The organism is Thermus brockianus, from assembly GCF_021462505.1.
Taxonomy (GTDB): Bacteria; Deinococcota; Deinococci; order Deinococcales; family Thermaceae; genus Thermus; species Thermus hydrothermalis.
In genome coordinates, this window is record NZ_JAKEDV010000004.1 from 182,783 (window position 1) to 201,486 (window position 18,704).

At 67.8% G+C, this 18,704-nt stretch carries 22 protein-coding genes; 17 read left to right on the forward strand and 5 right to left on the reverse strand.

Annotated features, from left to right (window positions below; genetic code table 11):
- Window positions 1–29 precede the first annotated feature (29 nt).
- Genes LXN00_RS06905 through LXN00_RS06935 form a run of 7 tightly spaced genes read left to right on the forward strand, consistent with a single transcriptional unit; the run spans window position 30 to window position 6,919 of the window.
- Window positions 30–1,001 (forward strand): PstS family phosphate ABC transporter substrate-binding protein, encoded by a 972-nt coding sequence (locus tag LXN00_RS06905; RefSeq protein ID WP_234506735.1) that lies wholly within the window; start codon window positions 30–32, stop codon window positions 999–1,001.
- A 57-nt stretch (window positions 1,002–1,058) separates the two neighbouring features.
- The gene (pstC, locus tag LXN00_RS06910; protein WP_234506737.1) at window positions 1,059–1,961 is read left to right on the forward strand and encodes a phosphate ABC transporter permease subunit PstC; all 903 of its coding nucleotides are present in this window, start codon (window positions 1,059–1,061) and stop codon (window positions 1,959–1,961) included.
- Window positions 1,954–3,159: a phosphate ABC transporter permease PstA gene (gene pstA, locus LXN00_RS06915; RefSeq protein WP_234506739.1), complete on the forward strand. Its 1,206-nt coding sequence runs from the start codon at window positions 1,954–1,956 to the stop codon at window positions 3,157–3,159. The genes pstC and pstA overlap by 8 nt, the downstream gene beginning before the upstream one ends.
- Complete coding sequence (gene pstB, locus LXN00_RS06920; protein ID WP_234506741.1) at window positions 3,153–3,968, forward strand: phosphate ABC transporter ATP-binding protein PstB; 816 nt, start codon at window positions 3,153–3,155, stop codon at window positions 3,966–3,968. The genes pstA and pstB overlap by 7 nt, the downstream gene beginning before the upstream one ends.
- A gap of 10 nt (window positions 3,969–3,978) precedes the next feature.
- The gene (locus LXN00_RS06925) at window positions 3,979–5,151 is read left to right on the forward strand and encodes an MFS transporter (RefSeq protein ID WP_234506743.1); all 1,173 of its coding nucleotides are present in this window, start codon (window positions 3,979–3,981) and stop codon (window positions 5,149–5,151) included.
- On the forward strand, window positions 5,151–6,182 hold the full coding sequence (recF, locus tag LXN00_RS06930) for a DNA replication/repair protein RecF (protein ID WP_234506745.1): 1,032 nt from the start codon (window positions 5,151–5,153) through the stop codon (window positions 6,180–6,182). The genes LXN00_RS06925 and recF overlap by 1 nt, the downstream gene beginning before the upstream one ends.
- Complete coding sequence (locus LXN00_RS06935; protein ID WP_234506747.1) at window positions 6,167–6,919, forward strand: DUF721 domain-containing protein; 753 nt, start codon at window positions 6,167–6,169, stop codon at window positions 6,917–6,919. The genes recF and LXN00_RS06935 overlap by 16 nt, the downstream gene beginning before the upstream one ends.
- A gap of 6 nt (window positions 6,920–6,925) precedes the next feature.
- Here the strand turns inward: LXN00_RS06935 and LXN00_RS06940 are convergent, their stop codons facing one another.
- Together LXN00_RS06940 and LXN00_RS06945 are read right to left on the reverse strand one after the other, a co-directional pair.
- Window positions 6,926–7,906: an asparaginase gene (locus LXN00_RS06940; protein ID WP_234506748.1), complete on the reverse strand. Its 981-nt coding sequence runs from the start codon at window positions 7,904–7,906 to the stop codon at window positions 6,926–6,928.
- Window positions 7,903–8,184: a DUF309 domain-containing protein gene (locus LXN00_RS06945; protein ID WP_234506749.1), complete on the reverse strand. Its 282-nt coding sequence runs from the start codon at window positions 8,182–8,184 to the stop codon at window positions 7,903–7,905. Before LXN00_RS06945 ends, LXN00_RS06940 begins: the two co-directional genes overlap by 4 nt.
- Before the next feature lie 23 nt (window positions 8,185–8,207).
- On the opposite strand from LXN00_RS06945, the gene LXN00_RS06950 reads away from it, so the two are divergent.
- From LXN00_RS06950 to LXN00_RS06960, 3 genes are read left to right on the forward strand one after another with little or no spacing between them, the layout of a single operon-like run.
- Window positions 8,208–9,005 carry a substrate-binding domain-containing protein gene (locus tag LXN00_RS06950; RefSeq protein WP_234506751.1) on the forward strand — a complete coding sequence of 266 codons (798 nt, stop codon included), beginning with the start codon at window positions 8,208–8,210 and terminating at the stop codon, window positions 9,003–9,005.
- Window positions 8,992–9,627 (forward strand): ABC transporter permease, encoded by a 636-nt coding sequence (locus LXN00_RS06955; protein WP_234506753.1) that lies wholly within the window; start codon window positions 8,992–8,994, stop codon window positions 9,625–9,627. The genes LXN00_RS06950 and LXN00_RS06955 overlap by 14 nt, the downstream gene beginning before the upstream one ends.
- Window positions 9,624–10,301 carry an ATP-binding cassette domain-containing protein gene (locus LXN00_RS06960; protein WP_234506755.1) on the forward strand — a complete coding sequence of 226 codons (678 nt, stop codon included), beginning with the start codon at window positions 9,624–9,626 and terminating at the stop codon, window positions 10,299–10,301. Before LXN00_RS06955 ends, LXN00_RS06960 begins: the two co-directional genes overlap by 4 nt.
- Here the strand turns inward: LXN00_RS06960 and LXN00_RS06965 are convergent.
- Both LXN00_RS06965 and LXN00_RS06970 read right to left on the reverse strand, forming a co-directional pair.
- Window positions 10,264–10,743 (reverse strand): tRNA (cytidine(34)-2'-O)-methyltransferase, encoded by a 480-nt coding sequence (locus tag LXN00_RS06965; protein WP_234506756.1) that lies wholly within the window; start codon window positions 10,741–10,743, stop codon window positions 10,264–10,266. The genes LXN00_RS06960 and LXN00_RS06965 overlap by 38 nt on opposite strands.
- Window positions 10,743–12,278 (reverse strand): ATP-binding protein, encoded by a 1,536-nt coding sequence (locus tag LXN00_RS06970; protein ID WP_234506758.1) that lies wholly within the window; start codon window positions 12,276–12,278, stop codon window positions 10,743–10,745. Before LXN00_RS06970 ends, LXN00_RS06965 begins: the two co-directional genes overlap by 1 nt.
- 211 nt (window positions 12,279–12,489) lie before the next feature.
- On the opposite strand from LXN00_RS06970, the gene LXN00_RS06975 reads away from it, so the two are divergent.
- From LXN00_RS06975 to rlmN, 7 genes are read left to right on the forward strand one after another with little or no spacing between them, the layout of a single operon-like run.
- Window positions 12,490–13,827 carry an ammonium transporter gene (locus LXN00_RS06975; protein ID WP_234506760.1) on the forward strand — a complete coding sequence of 446 codons (1,338 nt, stop codon included), beginning with the start codon at window positions 12,490–12,492 and terminating at the stop codon, window positions 13,825–13,827.
- Entirely contained in the window at window positions 13,824–14,174 is a 351-nt protein-coding gene (locus tag LXN00_RS06980; RefSeq protein WP_234506761.1) for a P-II family nitrogen regulator, read from the forward strand. Before LXN00_RS06975 ends, LXN00_RS06980 begins: the two co-directional genes overlap by 4 nt.
- A 4-nt stretch (window positions 14,175–14,178) precedes the next feature.
- Window positions 14,179–15,081 (forward strand): HrcA family transcriptional regulator, encoded by a 903-nt coding sequence (locus LXN00_RS06985; RefSeq protein WP_234506764.1) that lies wholly within the window; start codon window positions 14,179–14,181, stop codon window positions 15,079–15,081.
- Complete coding sequence (locus LXN00_RS06990; RefSeq protein ID WP_234506766.1) at window positions 15,071–15,742, forward strand: molybdenum cofactor biosynthesis protein; 672 nt, start codon at window positions 15,071–15,073, stop codon at window positions 15,740–15,742. Before LXN00_RS06985 ends, LXN00_RS06990 begins: the two co-directional genes overlap by 11 nt.
- Entirely contained in the window at window positions 15,739–15,963 is a 225-nt protein-coding gene (locus LXN00_RS06995) for a hypothetical protein (protein ID WP_234506768.1), read from the forward strand. Before LXN00_RS06990 ends, LXN00_RS06995 begins: the two co-directional genes overlap by 4 nt.
- Window positions 15,964–15,976: 13 nt before the next feature.
- Complete coding sequence (locus LXN00_RS07000) at window positions 15,977–16,516, forward strand: Uma2 family endonuclease (RefSeq protein WP_234506770.1); 540 nt, start codon at window positions 15,977–15,979, stop codon at window positions 16,514–16,516.
- The gene (gene rlmN / locus LXN00_RS07005) at window positions 16,513–17,562 is read left to right on the forward strand and encodes a 23S rRNA (adenine(2503)-C(2))-methyltransferase RlmN (protein ID WP_234506772.1); all 1,050 of its coding nucleotides are present in this window, start codon (window positions 16,513–16,515) and stop codon (window positions 17,560–17,562) included. Before LXN00_RS07000 ends, rlmN begins: the two co-directional genes overlap by 4 nt.
- On the opposite strand, the gene LXN00_RS07010 is transcribed toward rlmN, so the two are convergent.
- Window positions 17,531–18,694 (reverse strand): acyl-CoA dehydrogenase family protein, encoded by a 1,164-nt coding sequence (locus LXN00_RS07010; RefSeq protein ID WP_234506774.1) that lies wholly within the window; start codon window positions 18,692–18,694, stop codon window positions 17,531–17,533. The genes rlmN and LXN00_RS07010 overlap by 32 nt on opposite strands.
- Window positions 18,695–18,704: the final 10 nt, after the last annotated feature.

Genomic DNA, 18,704 nt, shown 5'->3' on the forward strand with positions numbered 1-18,704 from the left:
GCTGGCAGAGTACGGGTGGGAGGTTAGGTATGCGGAAAGCCATCGGCCTAGCAGTCCTAGCGGTAGCCAGCGCGGCCTTCGCCCAGCAGGTGGTGCGGGCGGACGGGTCCTCCACCGTCTACCCCATCACCCAGGCGGTGGCGGAGGAGTTCGCCGCCCGCAACCCCGGGGTGAAGGTGGTGGTGGCCTTCTCCGGCACCGGGGGCGGCTTCAAGAAGTTCTGCCGCGGGGAAACGGACATCCAAAACGCCAGCCGGCCCATCATGCCGGAGGAGCTCAAGGTCTGTAAGGAAAACGGCATCGCCTTCATTGAGATCCCCGTGGCCTACGACGCCCTCACGGTCATCGTGAACCCTAAAAACACCTGGGCCACCTGCTTGAAGACCTCCGAGCTCAAGGCCATCTGGGAGCCGGGCTCCAAGATTACCCGTTGGAACCAGATCCGCCCCAACTGGCCCAACCAGCCCCTGAGGCTCTTCGGGGCCGGGGCCGACTCCGGCACCTTTGATTACTTCACCGAGGCCATCATGGGCAAAGCCAAGGCCATCCGCACCGACTACCAGCCCACGGAGGACGACAACGTCACCATCCGGGGCGTGGCCGGGGACACCTACGCCATGGGCTTCCTGGGTGTGGCCTACTACGAGGAGAACAAGGACAAGGTGAAGGCGGTGGCGGTGGATAACGGCAAGGGGTGCGTCCTGCCCAGCCGGGAAAACGTTCTGAACGGCACCTACCAGCCCCTCTCCCGGCCCCTCTTCATCTACGTGAACGCCAAGAGCCTGGAGCGGAAGGAGGTGCAGGAGTTCGTGGACTTCTACCTCTCCCCCGCCGCCCGGCGGGCCATCCGCTCCACGGGCTACATTGAGCTCCCCGCCGAGGCCTACCAGATCGGCCAGGAGCTGGTGAAGCGGAAGAAGACGGGTACCTTCTTCATGGAACTCCCGGCGGGGACGCCCCTTTCCAAGTTCGTGGAGGAGCTTAAGAAGGAGCTAAAGTAGCCCCGGAAGGGTCCTTGGGGGTGGGGCTAACCCCACCCCCTTTAGAATGGGGAAGGCATGGAGATCCTGAAGCAAAGGCCCTCGAGGCACCCTTGGGAGGTGCTCACCTTCGCCCTGCTCCTCCTCCTCTCCTCCGTGACCCTCCTCACCACCCTAGGGGTCATCCTGAGCCTCCTCGGCGACGTGGCGGAGTTCTTCCGCCGGGTGCCCCTTAGGGAGTTCCTCTTCGCCCCCGAGTGGACCCCCCTTTTCGCCAATCCCCGCTACGGCATCGCCCCCCTGATCCTGGGAACCTTCATGGTCACCTTTATCGCCCTCTTGGTGGCGGTGCCTTTGGGGCTGGCCCTCGCCATCTACCTCTCCGAGTATGCGGAAAGCGCCCAGCGGGCCCGCATCAAGGGGATGCTGGAGCTCTTTGAGGGCATCCCCACCGTGGTCTTCGGTTACTTCGCCCTCCTCTTCGTGACCCCCCTCCTTCAAAAGGTGATCCCGGGCCTCAACATCTTCAACCCCCTCTCCGCCGGCCTCGTCATGGGTTTCGCCATCATCCCCTACATCTCCAACGTAGCCGCCGACGCCATGGAGTCCGTACCCCGCTCTATCCGGGAAGCGGCCTACGCCCTGGGAGCCCGCCCCTACGAGGTGGCCCTGAAAGTGGTCTTCCCCGCCGCCATCTCCGGCATCATCGCCGCCATCATTCTGGCCACAAGCCGGGCCATTGGGGAAACCATGATCGTGGCCATCGCCGCCGGGCAACGCCCCGCCCTTACCCTAGACCCCCGGGAGACCATCGCCACCATGACCAGCTACATCGTCCAGGCAGCCACGGGGGACCAGCCCACGGGCTCCACCGCCTACTACGCCCTCTTCGCCGTGGGCTTCACCCTCTTTGCCCTCACGCTCCTCCTGAACATCCTGGCCCAGTGGATCGTGGAGCGCTACCGGGAGCGGTATGAATAGGACCCACACTCCCGATGCTTTCGGCGTAGACCCTTGGAAGACCCGCATTGACCGGGTCTTCGCCCGAGCCTTGGTCCTGCCCCTCCTTCTGGCCCTAGGCCTCCTCGCCCTCCTCCTGGGGGACACCCTGTACCGGAGCTTCTCCGTCCAGGTGGTGCGGGCGGACGAGGGGCCCGGGAAGACCTATCCCTTCGGCCTTTCCGCCCAGGAAATCCTCCGGCAAGACCTCCTCGCCCGGGGCTACACCGAGGAGGAGGTGGCCTTCGCCCTCGAGGACCCCAAGGAACGGCAGGTGCTCTTCCTTCAGAACCGGGTGGAGCTCATGTGGAACACCCAGGACGGGCCCTTCCGTTACGTGGTCACCGGGGTCTACGACGAGCGGGTGGCGGACTTCTCCCTGGCCGAGGGCCTGAGGCGCTGGAACGAGCTCAAGGCCAACCTCCAGGAAGGGGAGCGCCTCGTGCTCAACCCCTGGCTGGACCAGACCTTCCTCACCCGCCCCCCCTCCCGCTCCCCCCTAACGGCGGGCATAGGGGTGGCCATCTGGGGCACGGTCTGGGTCCTCTCCTTAGCCCTCCTCATCGCCATCCCCGTGGGCATCGGCACCGCCATTCTCCTAGAAGAATACCTAAAGGAGGGGAGGCTTTCCCGGCTCCTGGAGGTGAACCTGCGCAACCTGGCGGGAGTGCCCTCCATCGTCTATGGGCTTTTAGGCCTGGCCCTCTTCGTGCGGGGGATGGGGCTTGGACCCACCATCCTCGCCGCCTCCATGACTTTGGGGCTTCTCGGCATCCCCGTCATCGTGGTCACGGCCCGGGAAGCCTTGAGGGCGGTACCGGAGTCCTTGCGCCTGGCGGCCTTCGCCCTGGGGGCCACGAGGCGGCAGGTGGTTTTCCGGGTGGTGGTCCCCGCCGCCCTGCCCGGTATGGTCACCGGGGTCATCCTCTCCGCCGCCCGCCTCATCGGCGAGGCCGCCCCCCTCCTCCTGGTGGGGGCAGCAGCCTACGTGCCCTTCCTCCCCTCAGGGCCCCTTTCCCAGTACACGGTGATCCCGGTACAGATCTACCTCTGGATCAGCCAGAACCAGCCGGAGTTCGCCCGGGTGGCGGCGGCAGGCATCCTGGTCATGCTCCTCGTGCTCTCCGTGCTCTACTTCTTGGCCCTTTACCTCAGGAACCGCTTTAGGAGGGAATGGTGAGCCTGGAAATGCTCAAAGACCACGAGACGGTGCGCACAGCCCCCGTTTCCGAGGCCGAGGCCTTGGTGGACGTGCGCCACCTCAACCTCTGGTACGGCCCCAAGCAGGCCCTTTTCAACATCTCCGTGCGCTTCCCCAAAAACAAGGTCACCGCCATCATCGGCCCCTCGGGGTGCGGCAAGAGCACCCTCCTGCGCTCCCTCAACCGCATGAACGACCTGGTGCCGGGGGTGCGGGTGGAAGGGGAGGTGCGCTACGAAGGGGTGAACATCTACGACCCCCGGGTGGACCCGGTGGCGGTGCGGCGCCACATCGGCATGGTCTTCCAAAAGCCCAACCCCTTCCCCAAGACCATCTTTGAGAACGTGGCCTTCGGCCTAAGGCTCATGGGGGTCAAGGGGAGCGAGCTGGAGGACCGGGTGGTGGAGGCCCTGAAGCGGGCCGCCCTTTGGAACGAAGTGCAAGACCGCTTTAAGAAGGAGAGCGGGCTCAGGCTTTCCGGCGGGCAGCAACAGCGGCTTTGCATCGCCCGGGCCATCGCCGTGGAACCCCCCCTCCTCCTCATGGACGAACCCACCAGCGCCCTGGACCCCATCGCCACCCAGGCCATTGAGGACCTCATCCTGGAGCTAAAGGAGCGCTACACCGTGGTCATCGTCACCCACAACATGCAGCAGGCGGCCCGGGTTTCCGACCGCACCCTCTTCATGCACCTCGGGGTTCTCGTGGAGGAAGGCCCCACGGACCTCGTCTTCACCAAACCCAAGCACCCCTACACCGAGGCCTACATCACGGGCCGCTTCGGCTAAACTTTACGGCATGTCTGCCCTCGGCCTCCTCTTCCTCACCCTCTTCAACAGCGTCCTGGGGCTTTCCCTCCTCTTCCCCATCCTGGGGCCTTTGGGGAGGGAGCTCGGCCTGAGCGAGGTCCAGGTGGGCCTCTTCTCCACGGGCTACGCCCTCATGCAGTTCCTCCTCGCCCCCTACTGGGGCAGACGGAGCGAAAGGGGCAGGAAGCCCGTGCTCCTCCTGGGCATCCTGGGCTTTGCCCTAAGCTTCCTCCTCTTTGGCCTTTTTGCCCTCTTGGGGCAGAAGGGCCTCCTTCCCCCAAGCCTCCTTTTCCCCCTCCTCCTCCTCGCCCGGCTCTTGGGCGGGGCCTTCAGTTCCGCCACCCTGCCCACGGCCCAGGCCTACGCGGCGGACGTCACGGGCAGGGAAAACCGCACCGCCGGCATGGCCCTTCTGGGGGCAGCTTTTGGCCTGGCGGTTATTCTGGGCCCGGCGTTAGGGGCAGGGCTTGCGGCCCTTTTTGGGCTATTGGCCCCGGTCTTCTTCGCCAGCGCCATCGCCCTTTTGAACGCCCTCTTTGTGGCCCTCACCCTCCCCGAGTCCCGGCCCCAAGGGGCGAAAGCGGAGGGGCGCCTCTCCCCCTTTGACCCCCGGGTCTTCCCCCTCCTCCTCCTGGGCCTGGCCTTGAACCTATCGGGCGTGGCCTTGGAGCAGACCATCGCCTTCCTCTTCCAAGACCGCCTGGGCCTGAGCGGGGTGGAAACCGCCCGCAAGGTGGGGATGGCCCTGGTGCTCTATGGACTCGTGGCGGTCTTCATCCAGGGGTTTTTGGTGCGGAAGCTTTCCTGGCCCCCCAAAACCCTCCTCCTCCTGGGGCTTCCCGTGGGGATGTTGGGGTTTTCCCTGCTCGCATTGGCCCACACCTTTCCCCTCCTCGCCCTAGGCCTCGCCCTCCAGGGAGCGGGGGCGGCCCTGGCGGGCCCCGGGATCACGGCAGCCCTTTCCCTGGCGGTGGGGGAGGGGGAGCAGGGGCTCGTGGCGGGGCTCAATAGCGCCGCCCAAGCCCTGGGGCGGATGCTTGGACCCCTTTTGGGCACGGGGCTTTACCGGCTCATGCCCGAGGCCCCGTACCTGCTTGGGGCCGGGCTTTTGGGGCTTTCCCTCCTTCTCCTCCCCGCCCTCTTCCGGCGGGTGCGGCTCTGATGCGGCTCCTTCTTTTCCGGCAGAAAAACTTCCGCAACCTGGCCTTCACCGCCTTCCGTCCCCCCCAGGGGCTTTTCGCCGTGGTGGGGGGAAACGCCCAGGGAAAGACGGGGCTTCTCTTAGGCATCCACCTGGCCCTCGGGGGGGAGGTGCGGGCCACCTTGGGCGATCTGGTGCGTTTTGGGGAGAAGGAGGCCTGGCTCTTCGCCGAGGTGGAAACCGAGCTCGGGGTCTTCCGGGTGGAACAGCGCCTCTCCCCTGAGGGAAGGGCGGTATTCCTGAACGAGAAGGCCGTGAGCCTGAAGGCCCTTTGGGAGCTTCCCGGTTCGGTCCTGGTCTCCCCGGAGGACGTGGAGGTGGTCTTGGGGGCCAAGGAGGAGCGGCGGAGCTTCCTAGACCGGCTCATCGGCCGCTTTTCCCGCCGCTACGCCGCCCTCCTCTCCGCCTACGAGAAGGCCTTACGGCAACGGAACGCCCTTTTGAAAACGGGGGGGGAGGGCCTCGAGGCCTGGGACCTGGAGCTCGCCCGTTACGGGGAGGAGATCATGGCCCTCCGCCGCCGCTTCCTCGGGCGCTTTTTGCCCATCTTTCAGGCGGTGCACCGGAGCTTGGCCCCTGGGGAGGCCGGGCTTATCCTGGAGGAGACGGTGCGGGGAAGCTTCCTGGAGGCCCTGGCCGGGCGGCGGGAGGAGGAGCGGGAACGGGGGCAGACCCTTATAGGCCCCCACCGGGACGACCTCGTCGTCCTCCTGGGGGGCCGTCCCGCCCACCGCTTCGCCAGCCGGGGGGAGGCCAAGGCCCTGGCCCTGGCCCTGCGTCTGGCGGAGCACCGCCTTCTTTGGGAACACCATGGGGAGGCGCCCCTCCTCCTGGTGGACGAGTGGAGCGAGGAGCTGGACGCGGGGCGAAGGCAGGCGGTCCTGGCCTACGCCCAGGGGCTTCCCCAGGCGATTTTGGCGGGGCTTTGGGCCCCGGAGGGTATTCCTGCGTGCACCATGGAAGGAGGGGTGGTGCTATGCCCTGGCGGCTAAAGGACCTGGTGCCCGAGGCCCTGAAGAAGGCGGGGGGCAAGGAAAAGCTCAGGCGGGGGCTGGTGCTGGCCGCCTGGAAGGAGGTGGTGGGGAAGGAGCTCGCCCAGCTCACCGAGGCGGTGGGCCTCGAGGGGAATACCCTCTTGGTGCGGGTGGCGGACCCCCTCACCGCCCACCAGCTCACCTATAGCCGCCTCGCCCTCCTCCGCCGCTACGAGGAGCGCTTCCCCGGGGTGGTCCAGGAGATCCGCTTCCTGGTGGGCCCCTTGGAAACCCCACCCCCCCCTCCCCCCAAGCCCCCGGAAAACCCCGAGGCGGCGCGCCGGGCGCTTAAGCTCGCCCAGGAAGCCCCCCCTGAGCTTCGGGAAAAGGTGGCCCGGGCCGCCCTGGCCCTTTTTTCCCACCAAAGGGGAAGCCCTTGCCCCATCTGCGGCGCCCCAAGCGAGCGCCACCCCTGCCCCACCTGCCGCCGCCTTTTGGAAAGCCCCGCCGTGCGCAAGGAGGCGGAAAGGCTAAGCCGGGGGCAAGCCGCCCGCCTGGAAGGGGAGGCGCTCCTTGCAGCGCGGCACCTGGCCCGGGAGCGCCTTCTCAGAGAGATGCGGGAGCTCTACCCCGAGGCCTTGCGGGAAAGGGAACTGATCCCTTTGCTCAAGGACTTAGCCCAGCGTTACAAGGGCCTTTTTCCCGAAGCCCCCCTGCCCGAAAGCGTAGAAAGCCTACTCCGCCACGGGACGTAAGGAGGGCTAGAGCCAGGTTAAAGCCAACCGGGCCTCGAGGCGGCCCACCACCAGGCCCCGGTGGTTCCGGATCTCGGGCCGGTCCCAAGGGGTAGGGCCGGGGTCCAAGCCCAAAAGGCGTAGGAGGGCCACCACCAGCACCTCCCGGGCCTGGCCGGAGCCGTCCTCCACCTTGAGGGCGATGCCCAAAGGCCCCTTGGGGCTTTCCAGAAGGGCCAGGCCATAGTAGCCGTCCGCCCCCCGCTTGGCCACCACCGGAAGCCTCTCCATGAGCAAGGTGTCAATGCTCCCCGGCCCCGCCACGAGCGCCGGGTGGCGGCGCATGGCCTCCCGCACCCTCCCAAGGGGTTCCCGGTAAGGGGAGGGGGCCTCCTCGGGGGCCGCCAAGAGGTAAAAAGCCCGCGCCGCCCGGGAAAGGGGCAGGGCGAAGGTGGGCACGCTGCAGCCGTCCGTGGCGTGGCGGGGCTCGGCACCCGAAAGCGCCCGGAGGGTTTCCCGGTTCAGGCGCTGCACCGGGTGGTCGGGCAGGTGGTAGCCCTCCGTGGGCGCCCCCAGGGCCAGGGCGGCGGCGAGCATCCCAGCGTGCTTGCCCGAGCAGTTGTGGTGGAGGGGGGTGGGGGAAAGCCCCTTCTCCTCCAGGGCCTTCCGGGCCTCCTTGGAAAAGGGCGGGTGGACCCCGCAGACCAGGTGCTCTGGGCCCAGGCCGAGCCTAGAGAGAAAGCGGGCGGCCACCGCCACGTGGGCCTCGGTGCCGTCGTGGCTCGCCGTGGCCAAGGCCACCTCCTCCTCCCCAAGGCCAAAGCGCTCCACGGCCCCCGTGAGGTAAAGGGCCAAAGCCTGGAAGGGCTTGGCGGAGGAGCGCATGTAGGCCCAAAGGTCCGGCTCCCCGGCGTAGGCCAAAACCCCTTCCCGGCCGAAGACCACCAGGGAAGCCCGGTGCCGGTTTTCCACGAGCTCGCCGCGGTAGGCGTAAACCCAAGCGTTCACGCCCCAAGTCTACGCCGGGCCTCCGCCAAAAGGGCCTGCCAGTCCACGCCCCTATAGGGGTTTGGCAGGCCCTTTAGCCGGGCTTCTGCCTTCTTGAGGTTTCTTTGGCCGCTTTTGCCCATGGCCCCCTGGTGCAGGGCGGCGGCGAGGAGGATAAGCCCCTGGAGGAAGCGCCTCTCCTCCCCTTCCGCCCGAAGCCAGGCCGCCTCCAAGACCTCGTGCACCTCAAAGTAGCGCCCCTCCCGCCAAAGGGCCAAGGCCTCTTCCAGCGCCTCCACGTTCCCTAGCCTAAGATGGGCCCATGCGCCTTTGGGCGTTTGCCCTTCCCTTTTTCCTTCTGGCGCACGCCCTGCGCCTCGCCACCACCACCAGCGTCTACGATTCCGGGCTTTTGGACCGGCTCCTACCACCCTTTCAGGAAGCCACGGGGATACGTGTGGAGGTCTTGGCGGTGGGCACGGGCCAGGCCCTCACCTTGGCGGCGCGGGGGGACGTGGACGCCGTCTTGGTCCACGCCCCCGAGCTGGAGGCCGAGGCCCTGGGCAAGGGGGTTTTGGCGGAAGGGCTTTGCCTTGCCCAGAACCTCTTCCTCCTGGTGGGGCCCAAAGGGGACCCCGCCGGGGTGCGGCAGGTGAAGGGGGTCCTCGAGGCCCTAAGGCGCATCGCCCAAACCCAAAGCCCCTTCGTCTCCCGAGGGGACCGCTCGGGCACCCACCTTAAGGAGCTTTCCCTTTGGCGGAAAGCGGGCCTAACCCCTAGGCCCCCTTGGTACCTGGAGTCGGGGGCGGGCATGGGCCAGACCCTGGTCTTGGCGGCGGAGAAGGGGGCCTACACGCTTTCCGACCTGGCCACCCACCTCACCGTGGGGAAAAAGCGGGGCCTCGAGGCCCTCTACGCCCAGGCTGACCCCCTTCTCCTCAACCAGTACAGCTACTACGTGGTCCCCAAAGGGAAGGGCGCTTCGGAAGCCAGGCAGCTTCGGGCCTTTTTGGCCTCCGAAGCGGCAGCCCAGCGCATCGCCGGCCTAAAGGTGGCGGGGCAAAGCCTTTTCCAGCCCCTTCGGGGCCGGTGTATCATCCCCCTAGGTGGAAGCCGCTGAGCTTTGGGAAATCGCCTTGCGTAGCCTCTGGGTGGCGGGGGCGGGCACGCTCCTTGCGGCGCTTCCCGCCATTCCCTTGGGGCTTTGGCTCGCCCTCCGGGGCGGGGGCGGGGTTTGGGGGCGCGTGCTCCTCTATGCGGGCATGGCCCTGCCCTCGGTGGTGGTGGGGCTTTTCCTCTACCTCCTCCTCTCCCGCTCTGGGCCCTTGGGCTTCCTCGGCCTCCTCTACACCCCCTACGCCATGGTCCTGGCCGAGGCCATCCTGGCCTTCCCCCTCATCGCCGCCTTTGTCCTTTCCGGGGCCCGGGCCCGGGTGGAGGAGGTGCGCCTCCTGGTGCGGAGCCTGGGGGGCACGGAAGCCCAGGTCCTCCCCACCCTCTTTGGGGAAAGCCGCCGCACCTTGGCCGCCGCCTTGGCGGCGGGCTTTGGCGGGGCCATCAGCGAGGTGGGGGCGGCCACCCTGGTGGGCGGGGACATCCGCCACCACACCCGGGTTCTCACCACGGCCATCGTGGTGGAAACCCGCAAGGGGGAGTTGGAAGCGGCCTTGGCCTTGGGAATGGTGCTCCTGGGCATCGCCCTTTTGGTCACCGGGCTTCTCGTTATCCTGGAGCGGGAATGAGGCCAGCGCTTTGGGCCGAGGGGCTTTCCCACCGCCACGGGGAGTTTTGCCTCGAGGTGGAGCGCCTCGAGGTCTACCCCGGGGAGATCCTGGCGGTCCTGGGCCCCTCGGGTAGCGGCAAGACCACCCTGCTCCGCCTCCTGGCGGGCCACCTTCGGCCCGATGGCGGCCGGGTGGAAGGGGGGCGTGCCGCCTACCTTCCCCAGACCCCGCCCCTCTTGCGGCGGAGCGTCTTGGAAAACGCCGCCTTCGGCCTCCGCCTCCGGGGGGTGGCCCGGCGGGAGGCCTGGCGGCGGGCAGAGGCCCTCCTCGCCCGGGTGGGCCTGGCGGAAAAGGCGCGCCAGCCCGCCCACCGCCTCTCGGGCGGGGAGGCGGTGCGTTTGGCCCTCGCCCGCACCCTTTTGGTGGAGCCCGAGGTCCTCCTTCTGGACGAGCCCACCGCCAGCCTGGACCCAGCCAACGCCGCCCAGGTGGAGGCCCTCCTCCGGGAGGCAGCGCAGGAAGGGCGGGCGGTGGTCCTCGCCACCCACGACCTTTTCCAGGCCAAACGGCTCGCCCAGCGGGTGCTCTTCCTCTACCTGGGCCAGGTGGTGGAGGAGGGGGAGGCGGGCCGCTTCTTCCAATCCCCCAAAGACCCTAGGAGCCGGGCCTTTCTGGAAGGGCGCCTTCCCTAATGCGCAGCTGCCGGTAGGCCTCGTAGGCTGCCACCCCCACGGCCACCGCCAGGTTCAGGGAGCGCACCGGCCCCGGCATGGGGATCTTGAGGGCGGGAAACTGGGCCAGCACCGCCTCCGGAAGCCCTCGGGTTTCGGGGCCGAAGAGGAGGTAGTCCCCCTCCCGAAAACGGGCCTGGTAAAGGTCGTTTTCGGCTCTGGCGCTAAAGGCCCATACCCGGGCGGAAGGGGGGAGGGAGGCGAGGAAGGCCGCCCAGTCGTCGTGGACCCTCAGGTCCACGTGGGGCCAGTAGTCCAGCCCCGCCCGCCGGAGCTTAGGGCTGGAGAGGAGAAAGCCCAGGGGACGGACGAGGTGCAGGGGCCACCCCAAGGCGGCGGCGGTGCGGGCGATGTTCCCCACGTTCTGGGGGATTTCCGGCTGGTAAAGGACCAGGTGGAGCACTAGCGCCTCCGGTACCGGGTGGCCGCCCCCCGTCCTACCCGCTCCGCCCGCCCCTCGCGGAGGAGCCGGTTCAGTAGGGTCAAGGCGGCCTTAGGGCGCAGGCCCAAAAGGGCCTCCACCTCCCGCCTGGACCGGGGGGTTTCCAAAAAGGCCAGGGCCCGCTCCGCCAAGGCGTCCCGCCGGGCCAGCCGGTACTTCCCCCCCTCCTTCCGCACCAGGCCCATCCGCTCCATGCGGGCGAGGACCTTCCTGCTCGCCTCCTCGGAAAGCTGCAACGCCCGGGCAAGCTCCGCCAGGGTGGCCTCCCCCACCCGCCGCAGGTGGCCCACGGCGATGAGGTGGTCCAGGCTAAAGGCCCCGAAGCGCTCCTGGGCCTCGGCCAACTCCCGCACGAAGCCCTCGTCCAACTCGGGGTTGTAGAGGACCAGGGTCAGGGCCTCGGGGTAAAGCCGGTACTCCGGGGGCTCCTTGCCGTACTTGAGGAGGAGGCGGTACATCTTGTCCACCCCGCTTCCGGCCCGCTCCACGTAGCCCAGGCGGTAAAGGGCCTCGGCCAAGCGGGGGTTGCGCCGCTTGGGGGGGTGGCGCAGGACGTTCTCCGGGGTGATGCCGGGGGGGAAGCCCCCGGGGTTGGAGATCTCCAACCGGTCCCGGTGGTGGTGGACCTGGATGGCGTCCCGGCTCTGCCAGTCCCGGTGGACCAGGGCGTTCAGGAGAGCCTCCCGGTAGACCTCCTGGTCAAAGTCCCAGACCTCGAGGCGAAAGAGCCCCACGGTGAGGTAGCGCATCCGGTTCCGGGCCTGGATGAGGTCCCGAAGCCTTTCCAAAAGGGCGGGGATGGGCCTTAGAAGGTCTTCCCGGAAGGCGTACCCCTCCTCGTCCTCGTGGAAGTAGTAGCTCACCTCCGCCTGGGGCAGAAGCCGCCTTAGGGCCAAGGGGGTACCCGCCAGGAGGAGCCCCGCCACCGTGGGCCTCGCCTCCCCCTCCACCCGCTCCAATAGCCCCAGGGCGAAGAGGAGCTCCAAATCGGGAAGCGCAGCCAGGGCGCTTCCCCGTTCCTCCAGGATGCGCCTTAGGCGCAGGACCTCCACCGGGTCCAGGTCGGCAAGGCTCGCCGCCGGCAGGACCTGGGCGGTGAAGTCGGGCTCAGGCAGGGCCTGGCCCATGCGGAGCTCGGTGAGGCGCCGCCCATCCCAAAAGGGCACCCGCCCCGCCCCCACGGCGATGGCCGCCGGGCTTTGCGGCACGTGGAGGGCCAACACCCTTCCCCCAGGCCCCTCCACCGCCTCCACGTAGGGCAAAAGCAGGCCTTGGGTGAGCTCAAAGAGGGCGTGGGTGACCTGGAGGGGGTGGATGTCCGAAGCCCCAAGAACCCGCCCCTCCGGGCTCACCCCGAGGAAAAGGGTTCCCCCCTTGTGGTTGGCGAGGCCGGCGGCGTAGCGGGCCAGCTCTTCCGGCGAAAGGTCGGGGGGCAGGAAAAGGGTGCGCTCGTCCTGCCCCTGGGCCAGGCGTTCCAATAGCTCCTCCCACGTCACGGGGCCCAGTTTAGCGGGATAGGGCTGGGGGTGGAGGGTTTGGAAGAGCATCTTGTCTGACCTATTGTTGACGTTTGTTCGCTATTTGCTTGACGTTATGCAAGTTTTTGGCGTAAATGCCTTTGTGTGTCCATGCAGTATTGGCTAGATGTACACCTTTTACTTGACAATATGCACTTAGGGTGCTAGGCTCGCCCTCGAGGGGGTGGCCATGCAGCGGCAAAAGACCCTTTGGGGACTAACGGCAGTAGGGCTTTCGGGCTTGGCCTTGGCGGAAGGGGTAGATGGGGCCGCCACGGCGTGGGTGCTGGTTTCCACGGCCTTGGTGCTCCTCATGACCCCGGCCTTGGCCTTCTTCTACGGGGGGCTCGTGCGCTCCAAAAACGCCTTGAACACCATGATGATGAGCTTCGCCGCCCTGGGCTTCGTGGGGGTGGGCTGGGCCCTTTTGGGGTATAGCCTCGCCTTCGCCGAAGGAAACCCTTGGCTTGGGGGCCTGGGCCACGCCCTTTTGCGGGGGGTGGGTCTGGAGGCCAAAGGAGAGATCCCCCACCTCCTCTTCATGGCCTTCCAGGGCACCTTCGCCATCATCACCGCCGCCCTCCTCACCGGAGGCCTGGTGGAGCGGATGCGCTTTCCCGCCCTCCTTCTCTTCCTCACCCTTTGGGGGCTCTTCGTCTACGCGCCCCTGGCGCACTGGGTCTGGGGTGGGGGGTTCCTGGGGGCTTTAGGAGCCCTGGACTTCGCCGGCGGCACCGTGGTCCACATCAATGCCGGCATCGCGGCCCTGGTGGGGGCCTTGGTCCTCGGCCCCCGCAAGGACTATGGCCGCCAGGCTATCCTGCCCCACAGCGTGCCCTTCGTCCTCCTGGGGGCGGCCCTTCTCTGGTTCGGTTGGTTCGGCTTCAACGGGGGGAGCGCCCTGGCCTCCGGGGAGGTGGCGGCCTTGGCCTTTGTGAACACCCTCCTGGCCCCAGCGGCCACCCTGGCGGTCTGGGTCCTCTTGGACCTCCTCCGCACCGGAAAGGCCACGGCTGTGGGCCTGGCTACGGCCATCGTGGTGGGCCTGGTGGCCATCACCCCGGCGGCGGGCTTCGTTTCGCCCCTTTCCGCCCTGGTCCTGGGGGCGGTTTCCGCCTTCCCCAGCTACTTCTTCCTCCTCTACCGGCCAAGGACGCGCCTAGACGACTCCCTGGACGTCTTCGGAGCCCACGGCCTCGCCGGGATTACCGGAGCCCTTCTCACCGGGCTCCTGGCGGAAAAGGCCTGGAACGGGGTGGCGGATGGCCTCCTTTTCGGCAACCCGGCCCAGCTTGGGGTCCAGGCCCTGGCGGTCCTGGCGGCGGTGGCCTACTCCGCCTTGGGCACCTTTGTCCTCCTAAAGCTCGTCGCCCTCCTCACCCCCTTGCGGGCAGGCCCCAAGGAGGAGGGCCTGGGCTTGGACGTGACCCAGCACGGGGAAGAAGCCTACGCCAGCGGCGAAGGGGCCATTCTGGTCCTCCCCGAGGCTTCCCCGCCCGCCCTCAAGCCCCTGGGAGGTGAGGCATGAAGCTCATCGTGGCCATCATCCGCCCGGAGAAGCTCGGCGAGGTCCTGGAGGCCCTCTTCCGGGCCGAGGTGCGGGGGCTTACCCTAAGCCGGGTCCAGGGCCACGGCGGGGAAACGGAAAAGGTGGAAACCTACCGCGGCACCACGGTGAAGATGGAGCTCCACGAGAAGGTGCGCCTGGAAATCGGGGTTTCCGAGCCCTTCGTCCAACCCACCGTGGAGGCCATCCTGAAGGCCGCCCGCACCGGGGAGGTGGGGGACGGCAAGGTTTTCGTGATCCCCGTGGAGAAGGTCTACCGCATCCGCACCGGGGAAGAGGACGAGGCCGCCGTCACCCCGGTACAATAGGGGTGTGACGGCGCGGCAGCGGGCCATCCTCCACCTCCTGGTGGAGGAGTACATCAAGACCAAAGCCCCGGTACCCTCGGCCAGGCTCGCCGAGGGGCTTGGGCTTTCCCCCGCCCTGGCCCGCTACGAGCTCATCGCCCTCGAGGAGATGGGCTACCTCACCAAGCCCCACGCCTCCGCCGGCCGCGTGCCCACCCGGCAGGGCTTTCGCCAATACTCCCTCTCCCTCCTCCCCCCCAAGCCCCTGCCCGAAAGCGTCCAGGAGCGCCTGGAGCGGGCCCTTTCCGGGGCCAAGGAGCCCGAGGCCTTCCTGGTGAAGGTGGCCGTGGGGCTTTCCGGCTACCCCGCCCTCCTCCGCCTCCGGCCGCGCAAGACCCCCAAGGTGCTCCAGGTCCACCTCTCTCCCCTAGGCGAGGGCACCTTGGCCGTCTTCGTCCTGGAAGGAGGGCGGGTGAAGGAGGCGAGGCTTCCCCTCACCCTCTCCCCCGAGCGGCTTAGGGAGGCGGAGGCGGTCTTGGCAGGGCCCCTGGCCACGCTCCCCCCACCGCCCAGGGGCCTAGAGGACCTCTTCGCCCACCTGGCCCGGGCCCTAAACGTGGGCCTTTCCCTCTCCTACCGGGAAGGGCTCGCCGAGGCCCTAAAGGAGCCCGAGGCCCAAGACCCAGGCTTCCTGGAGCGCCTGGTACGGCTCTACGAGGCGGGAGGCGAGGAGGTCCTCACCCCCCCAGGCCGGGTGGACGTGCGGGTGGGGGAGGTGGAGGGGCTCGCCCAGGTGCAGGCGGGCTTCCAAAAGGGCGAGTGGCTTGGGGAGCTTACCCTTATCGGCCCCATGCGCATGCGCTACCCCGAGGCCCTTTCCGTGGCCTTAGGCCTCACCCAGGTCTATACTGGGGGCCATGCGGGTTGAGGTGAGGCTTTTCGCCCTTTACCGGGAACGGGTGGGGAAGGACCGCTTTCCCCTGGACCTCCCGGAAGGGGCCCGGGTAAAGGAGGCCAAGGAAGCCTTGGAAAGGCTTTTCCCCGGCCTCTCCCTCTCCGGGGGCATGGCGGCGGTGAACCGGGAGTTGGCCGGGGCGGAAACCCCCTTGAAGGAGGGGGACGAGGTGGCCTTCCTGCCCCCGGTTTCCGGGGGGCAGGACTCCTTCGGCCTCACGGAAGGCCCCTTGGACCTAAAGGCCCTGGTGGACTGGGCCACGGCCCCCGAGTACGGGGCGGTGGTGAGCTTTCTCGGCACCACCCGGAGCCCCAACCGGGGGGAGGCGGTGGCCTATTTGGAGTACGAGGCCTACCCCGAGATGGCGGAAAAGGCCATGGCCCAGGTCATCGCCGAAATGCGGGAGCGCTGGCCCTTGGGCCGGGTGGCCCTGTGGCACCGCCTGGGCCGGGTGGACCCGGGGGAGGCCTCCATCGCCATCGTGGTTTCGGCCCGGCACCGCAAGGAGGCCTTCGCCGCCTGCGAATACGCCATTGACCGGGTGAAGCAGATCCTCCCCGTCTGGAAAAAGGAGTACCGCCCGGACGGGAGCTTCTGGGTGGAGGGCTTCGCCCCGGAGGAGCACCGGCTTTGACCTCCTTCACCTTCCTGGCTGGCTTCCTCCTTCTCGTCCTCTTCGCCCTTCCCGTCCTCTTGGGCTTCCTGGCGGGGAGGGCCTTCCGGGAGGGAAGGGGCCGGGTGGGGCTTGGGCTCTTCCTCTTCGGCGGCTTCCTGGGCCTTCTGGCGCGGCCCAGGCCCTTGGGGCTCCTCCTCCTTCTGGTTGGGCTCCTTTTGGGCTATGGCCGGCTCCGCTAGCTATAATGGGGGGATGACCGAGCGGGCCCTGCGCCCTCTCACCGAGGAAGAGTACCTGGCCCTGGAGGAAGAAAGCCCCGTCCGGCACGAGCTCCTGGGGGGCTACCCCTACGCCATGGCCGGGGCCAGTCTGGACCACAACCTTATCGTTACCAACCTGGTAGCTCTTCTGAAGCCCCTGGCCCGGGCTAAGGGCTGTAGGGTCTATAGCGAAACCGCCAGGCTCAAGCTGTCCGAAGACACCTTCTACTACCCGGACGTCATGGTGGTGTGCGGCCCCAAGGCCCACCCCCTTTACGAGACCGCCCCTTGCCTGGTAGTGGAGGTGCTCTCCCGAGGCACAGAAGCCCAAGACAAAAGGGAAAAGCGCTCCCACTACCTTAGCCTGCCAAGCCTCCAGGGTTACCTGATCCTGGAAAGCGAAGGGCGGGGAGGTGTCTTCTACCGAAGGGCCTCCGAAGGTTTCCGGGAAGAAACCCTTGGGGAAACACTCACGCTACCTTGCTTGGAGGGAACTCTGGACCTCGAGGCCATCTACGAGGGAGTTGCATGAAGCCCATCCTGGAGCTACTCCCAGAGGAACTCCCCGGCGAGGGGTTTCGCAAGGCCCAGATCGCCCACTGGCTCTACGCCCGGGGGGTGCGGGACTTCGCCGAGATGACGGACCTGCCCAAGGCCATGCGGGAAGCCTTGGCCGAGGCGTGGCGCATCTCGGAGTTCTCCCTGGTGGAGGCTTACCCGAGCAAAGACGGGAGCGTCAAGTACCTTTTCACCCTCCTGGACGGGAAGAAGACCGAGGCGGTCTACATGCCCTACAAGAACCGCAAGACCGTCTGCCTCTCCAGCATGGTGGGTTGCCCCGCCGGGTGCACCTTTTGCGCCACGGGGGCCTTGGGCTTTGGCCGCAACCTAAGGGCAGCGGAAATCCTGGACCAACTCCTCGCCATCGCCTACCACCAGGGCATCTCCCCCCGGGAGATCCGCAACGTGGTCCTCATGGGCATGGGGGAGCCCCTCTTGAACCTCACCCAGGTCCTCAAGGCGGTGCGGGTCATGCTCCACCCCAAGGGCCTGGCCATGAGCCCCAGGCGCATCACCCTCTCCACCGTGGGCATCCCTAGGGGGATCTACCGCCTGGCGGAGGAGGATTTTGGGGTGCGGCTTGCCCTCTCCCTCCACGCCCCCGACGACGAAACGCGGCGGAAGATCATCCCCACGGCCCACCGCTACCCCATCGCCGAGATCATGGAGGCGGTGCGCCACTACTACGCCAAGACCAAGCGGCGGGTGACCTTTGAGTACACCCTCCTCAAGGGGGTGAACGACCACCCCTGGCAGGCGAGGCTTTTGGCCAAGCTCCTCAAGGGGATCAGCGCCCACGTGAACCTCATCCCCTTCAACCCCTGGGAAGGGGCCCCAGTGGAAGGGACGCCCAAACCGGGGATTTTGGCCTTCGCCGAGGAGCTCAAGCGCCTGGGGGTGCCCACCTCCATCCGCTTCAGCCGGGGGCAGGACGTGGGGGCGGCCTGCGGGCAGCTCGCCCTCAAGGCCCCCAAGGCCCTCGCCTTCAAACCGCTTCTAGAAGGCGCCGGGCAATGACCAGCTTGAGGATCTCGCTCGTCCCCTCGCCGATGCGGGTCAGGCGGGCGTCCCGCCAGTAGCGCTCCACGGGGTAGTCCTTGACGTAGCCGTAGCCCCCGAGGACCTGGATGGCCTCGTCGCAGGCCCGCACCGCCGCCTCGCTGGCGAAGAGCTTGGCCTGGGCAGCCTCGAGGGCAAAGGGCCGCCCTGCATCCTTGAGGGCCGCCGCCTTGAGGTAGAGAAGCCGCGCCGCCTCCAGCTCCGTGGCCGCCTCCGCCAGCTTGAAGGAAACCCCCTCGTACTCGGCGATGGGCCGGCCGAAGGCCTCCCGCTCCTTGGCGTACCTTAGGGCGTAGTCCAAGGCGGCCCGCCCCAAACCCACGGCCATGGCGGCGATGCCAATCCGCCCCCCGTCCAGGACCCGGAGGACATCGTAAAAGCCCTTCCCCCTTTCCCCTAAAAGCCCCTCCTTGGGCACGAACAAGTCCTCCAAGAGGAGTTGCGCCGTGTCCGAGGCGTTTAGGCCGAGCTTCTCCTCCTTGCGCCCTACCCTTAGGCCCTTCTCGGGGCGGAAGAAGGCGAAGGCGGAAATGCCTAGGTGCTTCCTCTCCGGGCTTGGAGCGGGGTCGGTGCGGGCCATGACCACGTAAACCCCGGCCACGCTCCCCTGGGTGATGAACTGCTTGGTGCCGTTCAGGACAAAGCCCCCTTCCACCTCCTCCGCCCGGGTCTTCAGGGCCGCCGCATCCGAGCCCGAGCCGGGCTCGGTGAGGCCCCAGGCCCCCAAGAGCTCCCCCGAGGCCAGCTTGGGGAGGAAGGTTTCCTTCTGCCTTTCGTCCCCCGCCAGGAGGATGTGCCCGGTGGCCAAGGAGTTGTGGCTCGCCACGGTAAGGGCCAGGGAGCCATCGTAGTAGGCGATCTCCTCCACCATGCGGGCGAAGAGGCGCGTGGAAAGCCCCGCCCCCCCGTAAGCCTCGGGCACCACCGCCCCGAAGACGCCGAAGGCCGCCATCTTCCGCACCAGGTCCCAGGGGAAAGCCCCCGTGCGGTCCCTTTCCGCCGCCCCCGGGGCCACCTCCGCCTTCAAGAACTCCCGGAAAGGCCCTAGGACCTGCCGCTCCTCCCCCGTTTCCTCAAACCAGAGCTCCATGTTGGGCCAA

Bases quoted from the DNA above. Each gene is read 5' to 3' on its own strand.
- pstB (WP_234506741.1), top strand. From the start codon at position 3,153: ATGGTGAGCCTGGAAATGCTCAAAGACCACGAGACGGTGCGCACAGCC.
- LXN00_RS06960 (WP_234506755.1), top strand. From the start codon at position 9,624: ATGAGGCCAGCGCTTTGGGCCGAGGGGCTTTCCCACCGCCACGGGGAG.
- LXN00_RS06975 (WP_234506760.1), top strand. From the start codon at position 12,490: ATGCAGCGGCAAAAGACCCTTTGGGGACTAACGGCAGTAGGGCTTTCG.
- recF (WP_234506745.1), top strand. From the start codon at position 5,151: ATGCGGCTCCTTCTTTTCCGGCAGAAAAACTTCCGCAACCTGGCCTTC.
- pstC (WP_234506737.1), top strand. From the start codon at position 1,059: ATGGAGATCCTGAAGCAAAGGCCCTCGAGGCACCCTTGGGAGGTGCTC.
- LXN00_RS06925 (WP_234506743.1), top strand. From the start codon at position 3,979: ATGTCTGCCCTCGGCCTCCTCTTCCTCACCCTCTTCAACAGCGTCCTG.
- LXN00_RS06905 (WP_234506735.1), top strand. From the start codon at position 30: ATGCGGAAAGCCATCGGCCTAGCAGTCCTAGCGGTAGCCAGCGCGGCC.
- LXN00_RS07000 (WP_234506770.1), top strand. From the start codon at position 15,977: ATGACCGAGCGGGCCCTGCGCCCTCTCACCGAGGAAGAGTACCTGGCC.
- LXN00_RS06950 (WP_234506751.1), top strand. From the start codon at position 8,208: ATGCGCCTTTGGGCGTTTGCCCTTCCCTTTTTCCTTCTGGCGCACGCC.
- LXN00_RS07010 (WP_234506774.1), bottom strand. From the start codon at position 18,694: ATGGAGCTCTGGTTTGAGGAAACGGGGGAGGAGCGGCAGGTCCTAGGG.
- pstA (WP_234506739.1), top strand. From the start codon at position 1,954: ATGAATAGGACCCACACTCCCGATGCTTTCGGCGTAGACCCTTGGAAG.
- LXN00_RS06980 (WP_234506761.1), top strand. From the start codon at position 13,824: ATGAAGCTCATCGTGGCCATCATCCGCCCGGAGAAGCTCGGCGAGGTC.
- LXN00_RS06990 (WP_234506766.1), top strand. From the start codon at position 15,071: ATGCGGGTTGAGGTGAGGCTTTTCGCCCTTTACCGGGAACGGGTGGGG.
- rlmN (WP_234506772.1), top strand. From the start codon at position 16,513: ATGAAGCCCATCCTGGAGCTACTCCCAGAGGAACTCCCCGGCGAGGGG.
- LXN00_RS06935 (WP_234506747.1), top strand. From the start codon at position 6,167: ATGCCCTGGCGGCTAAAGGACCTGGTGCCCGAGGCCCTGAAGAAGGCG.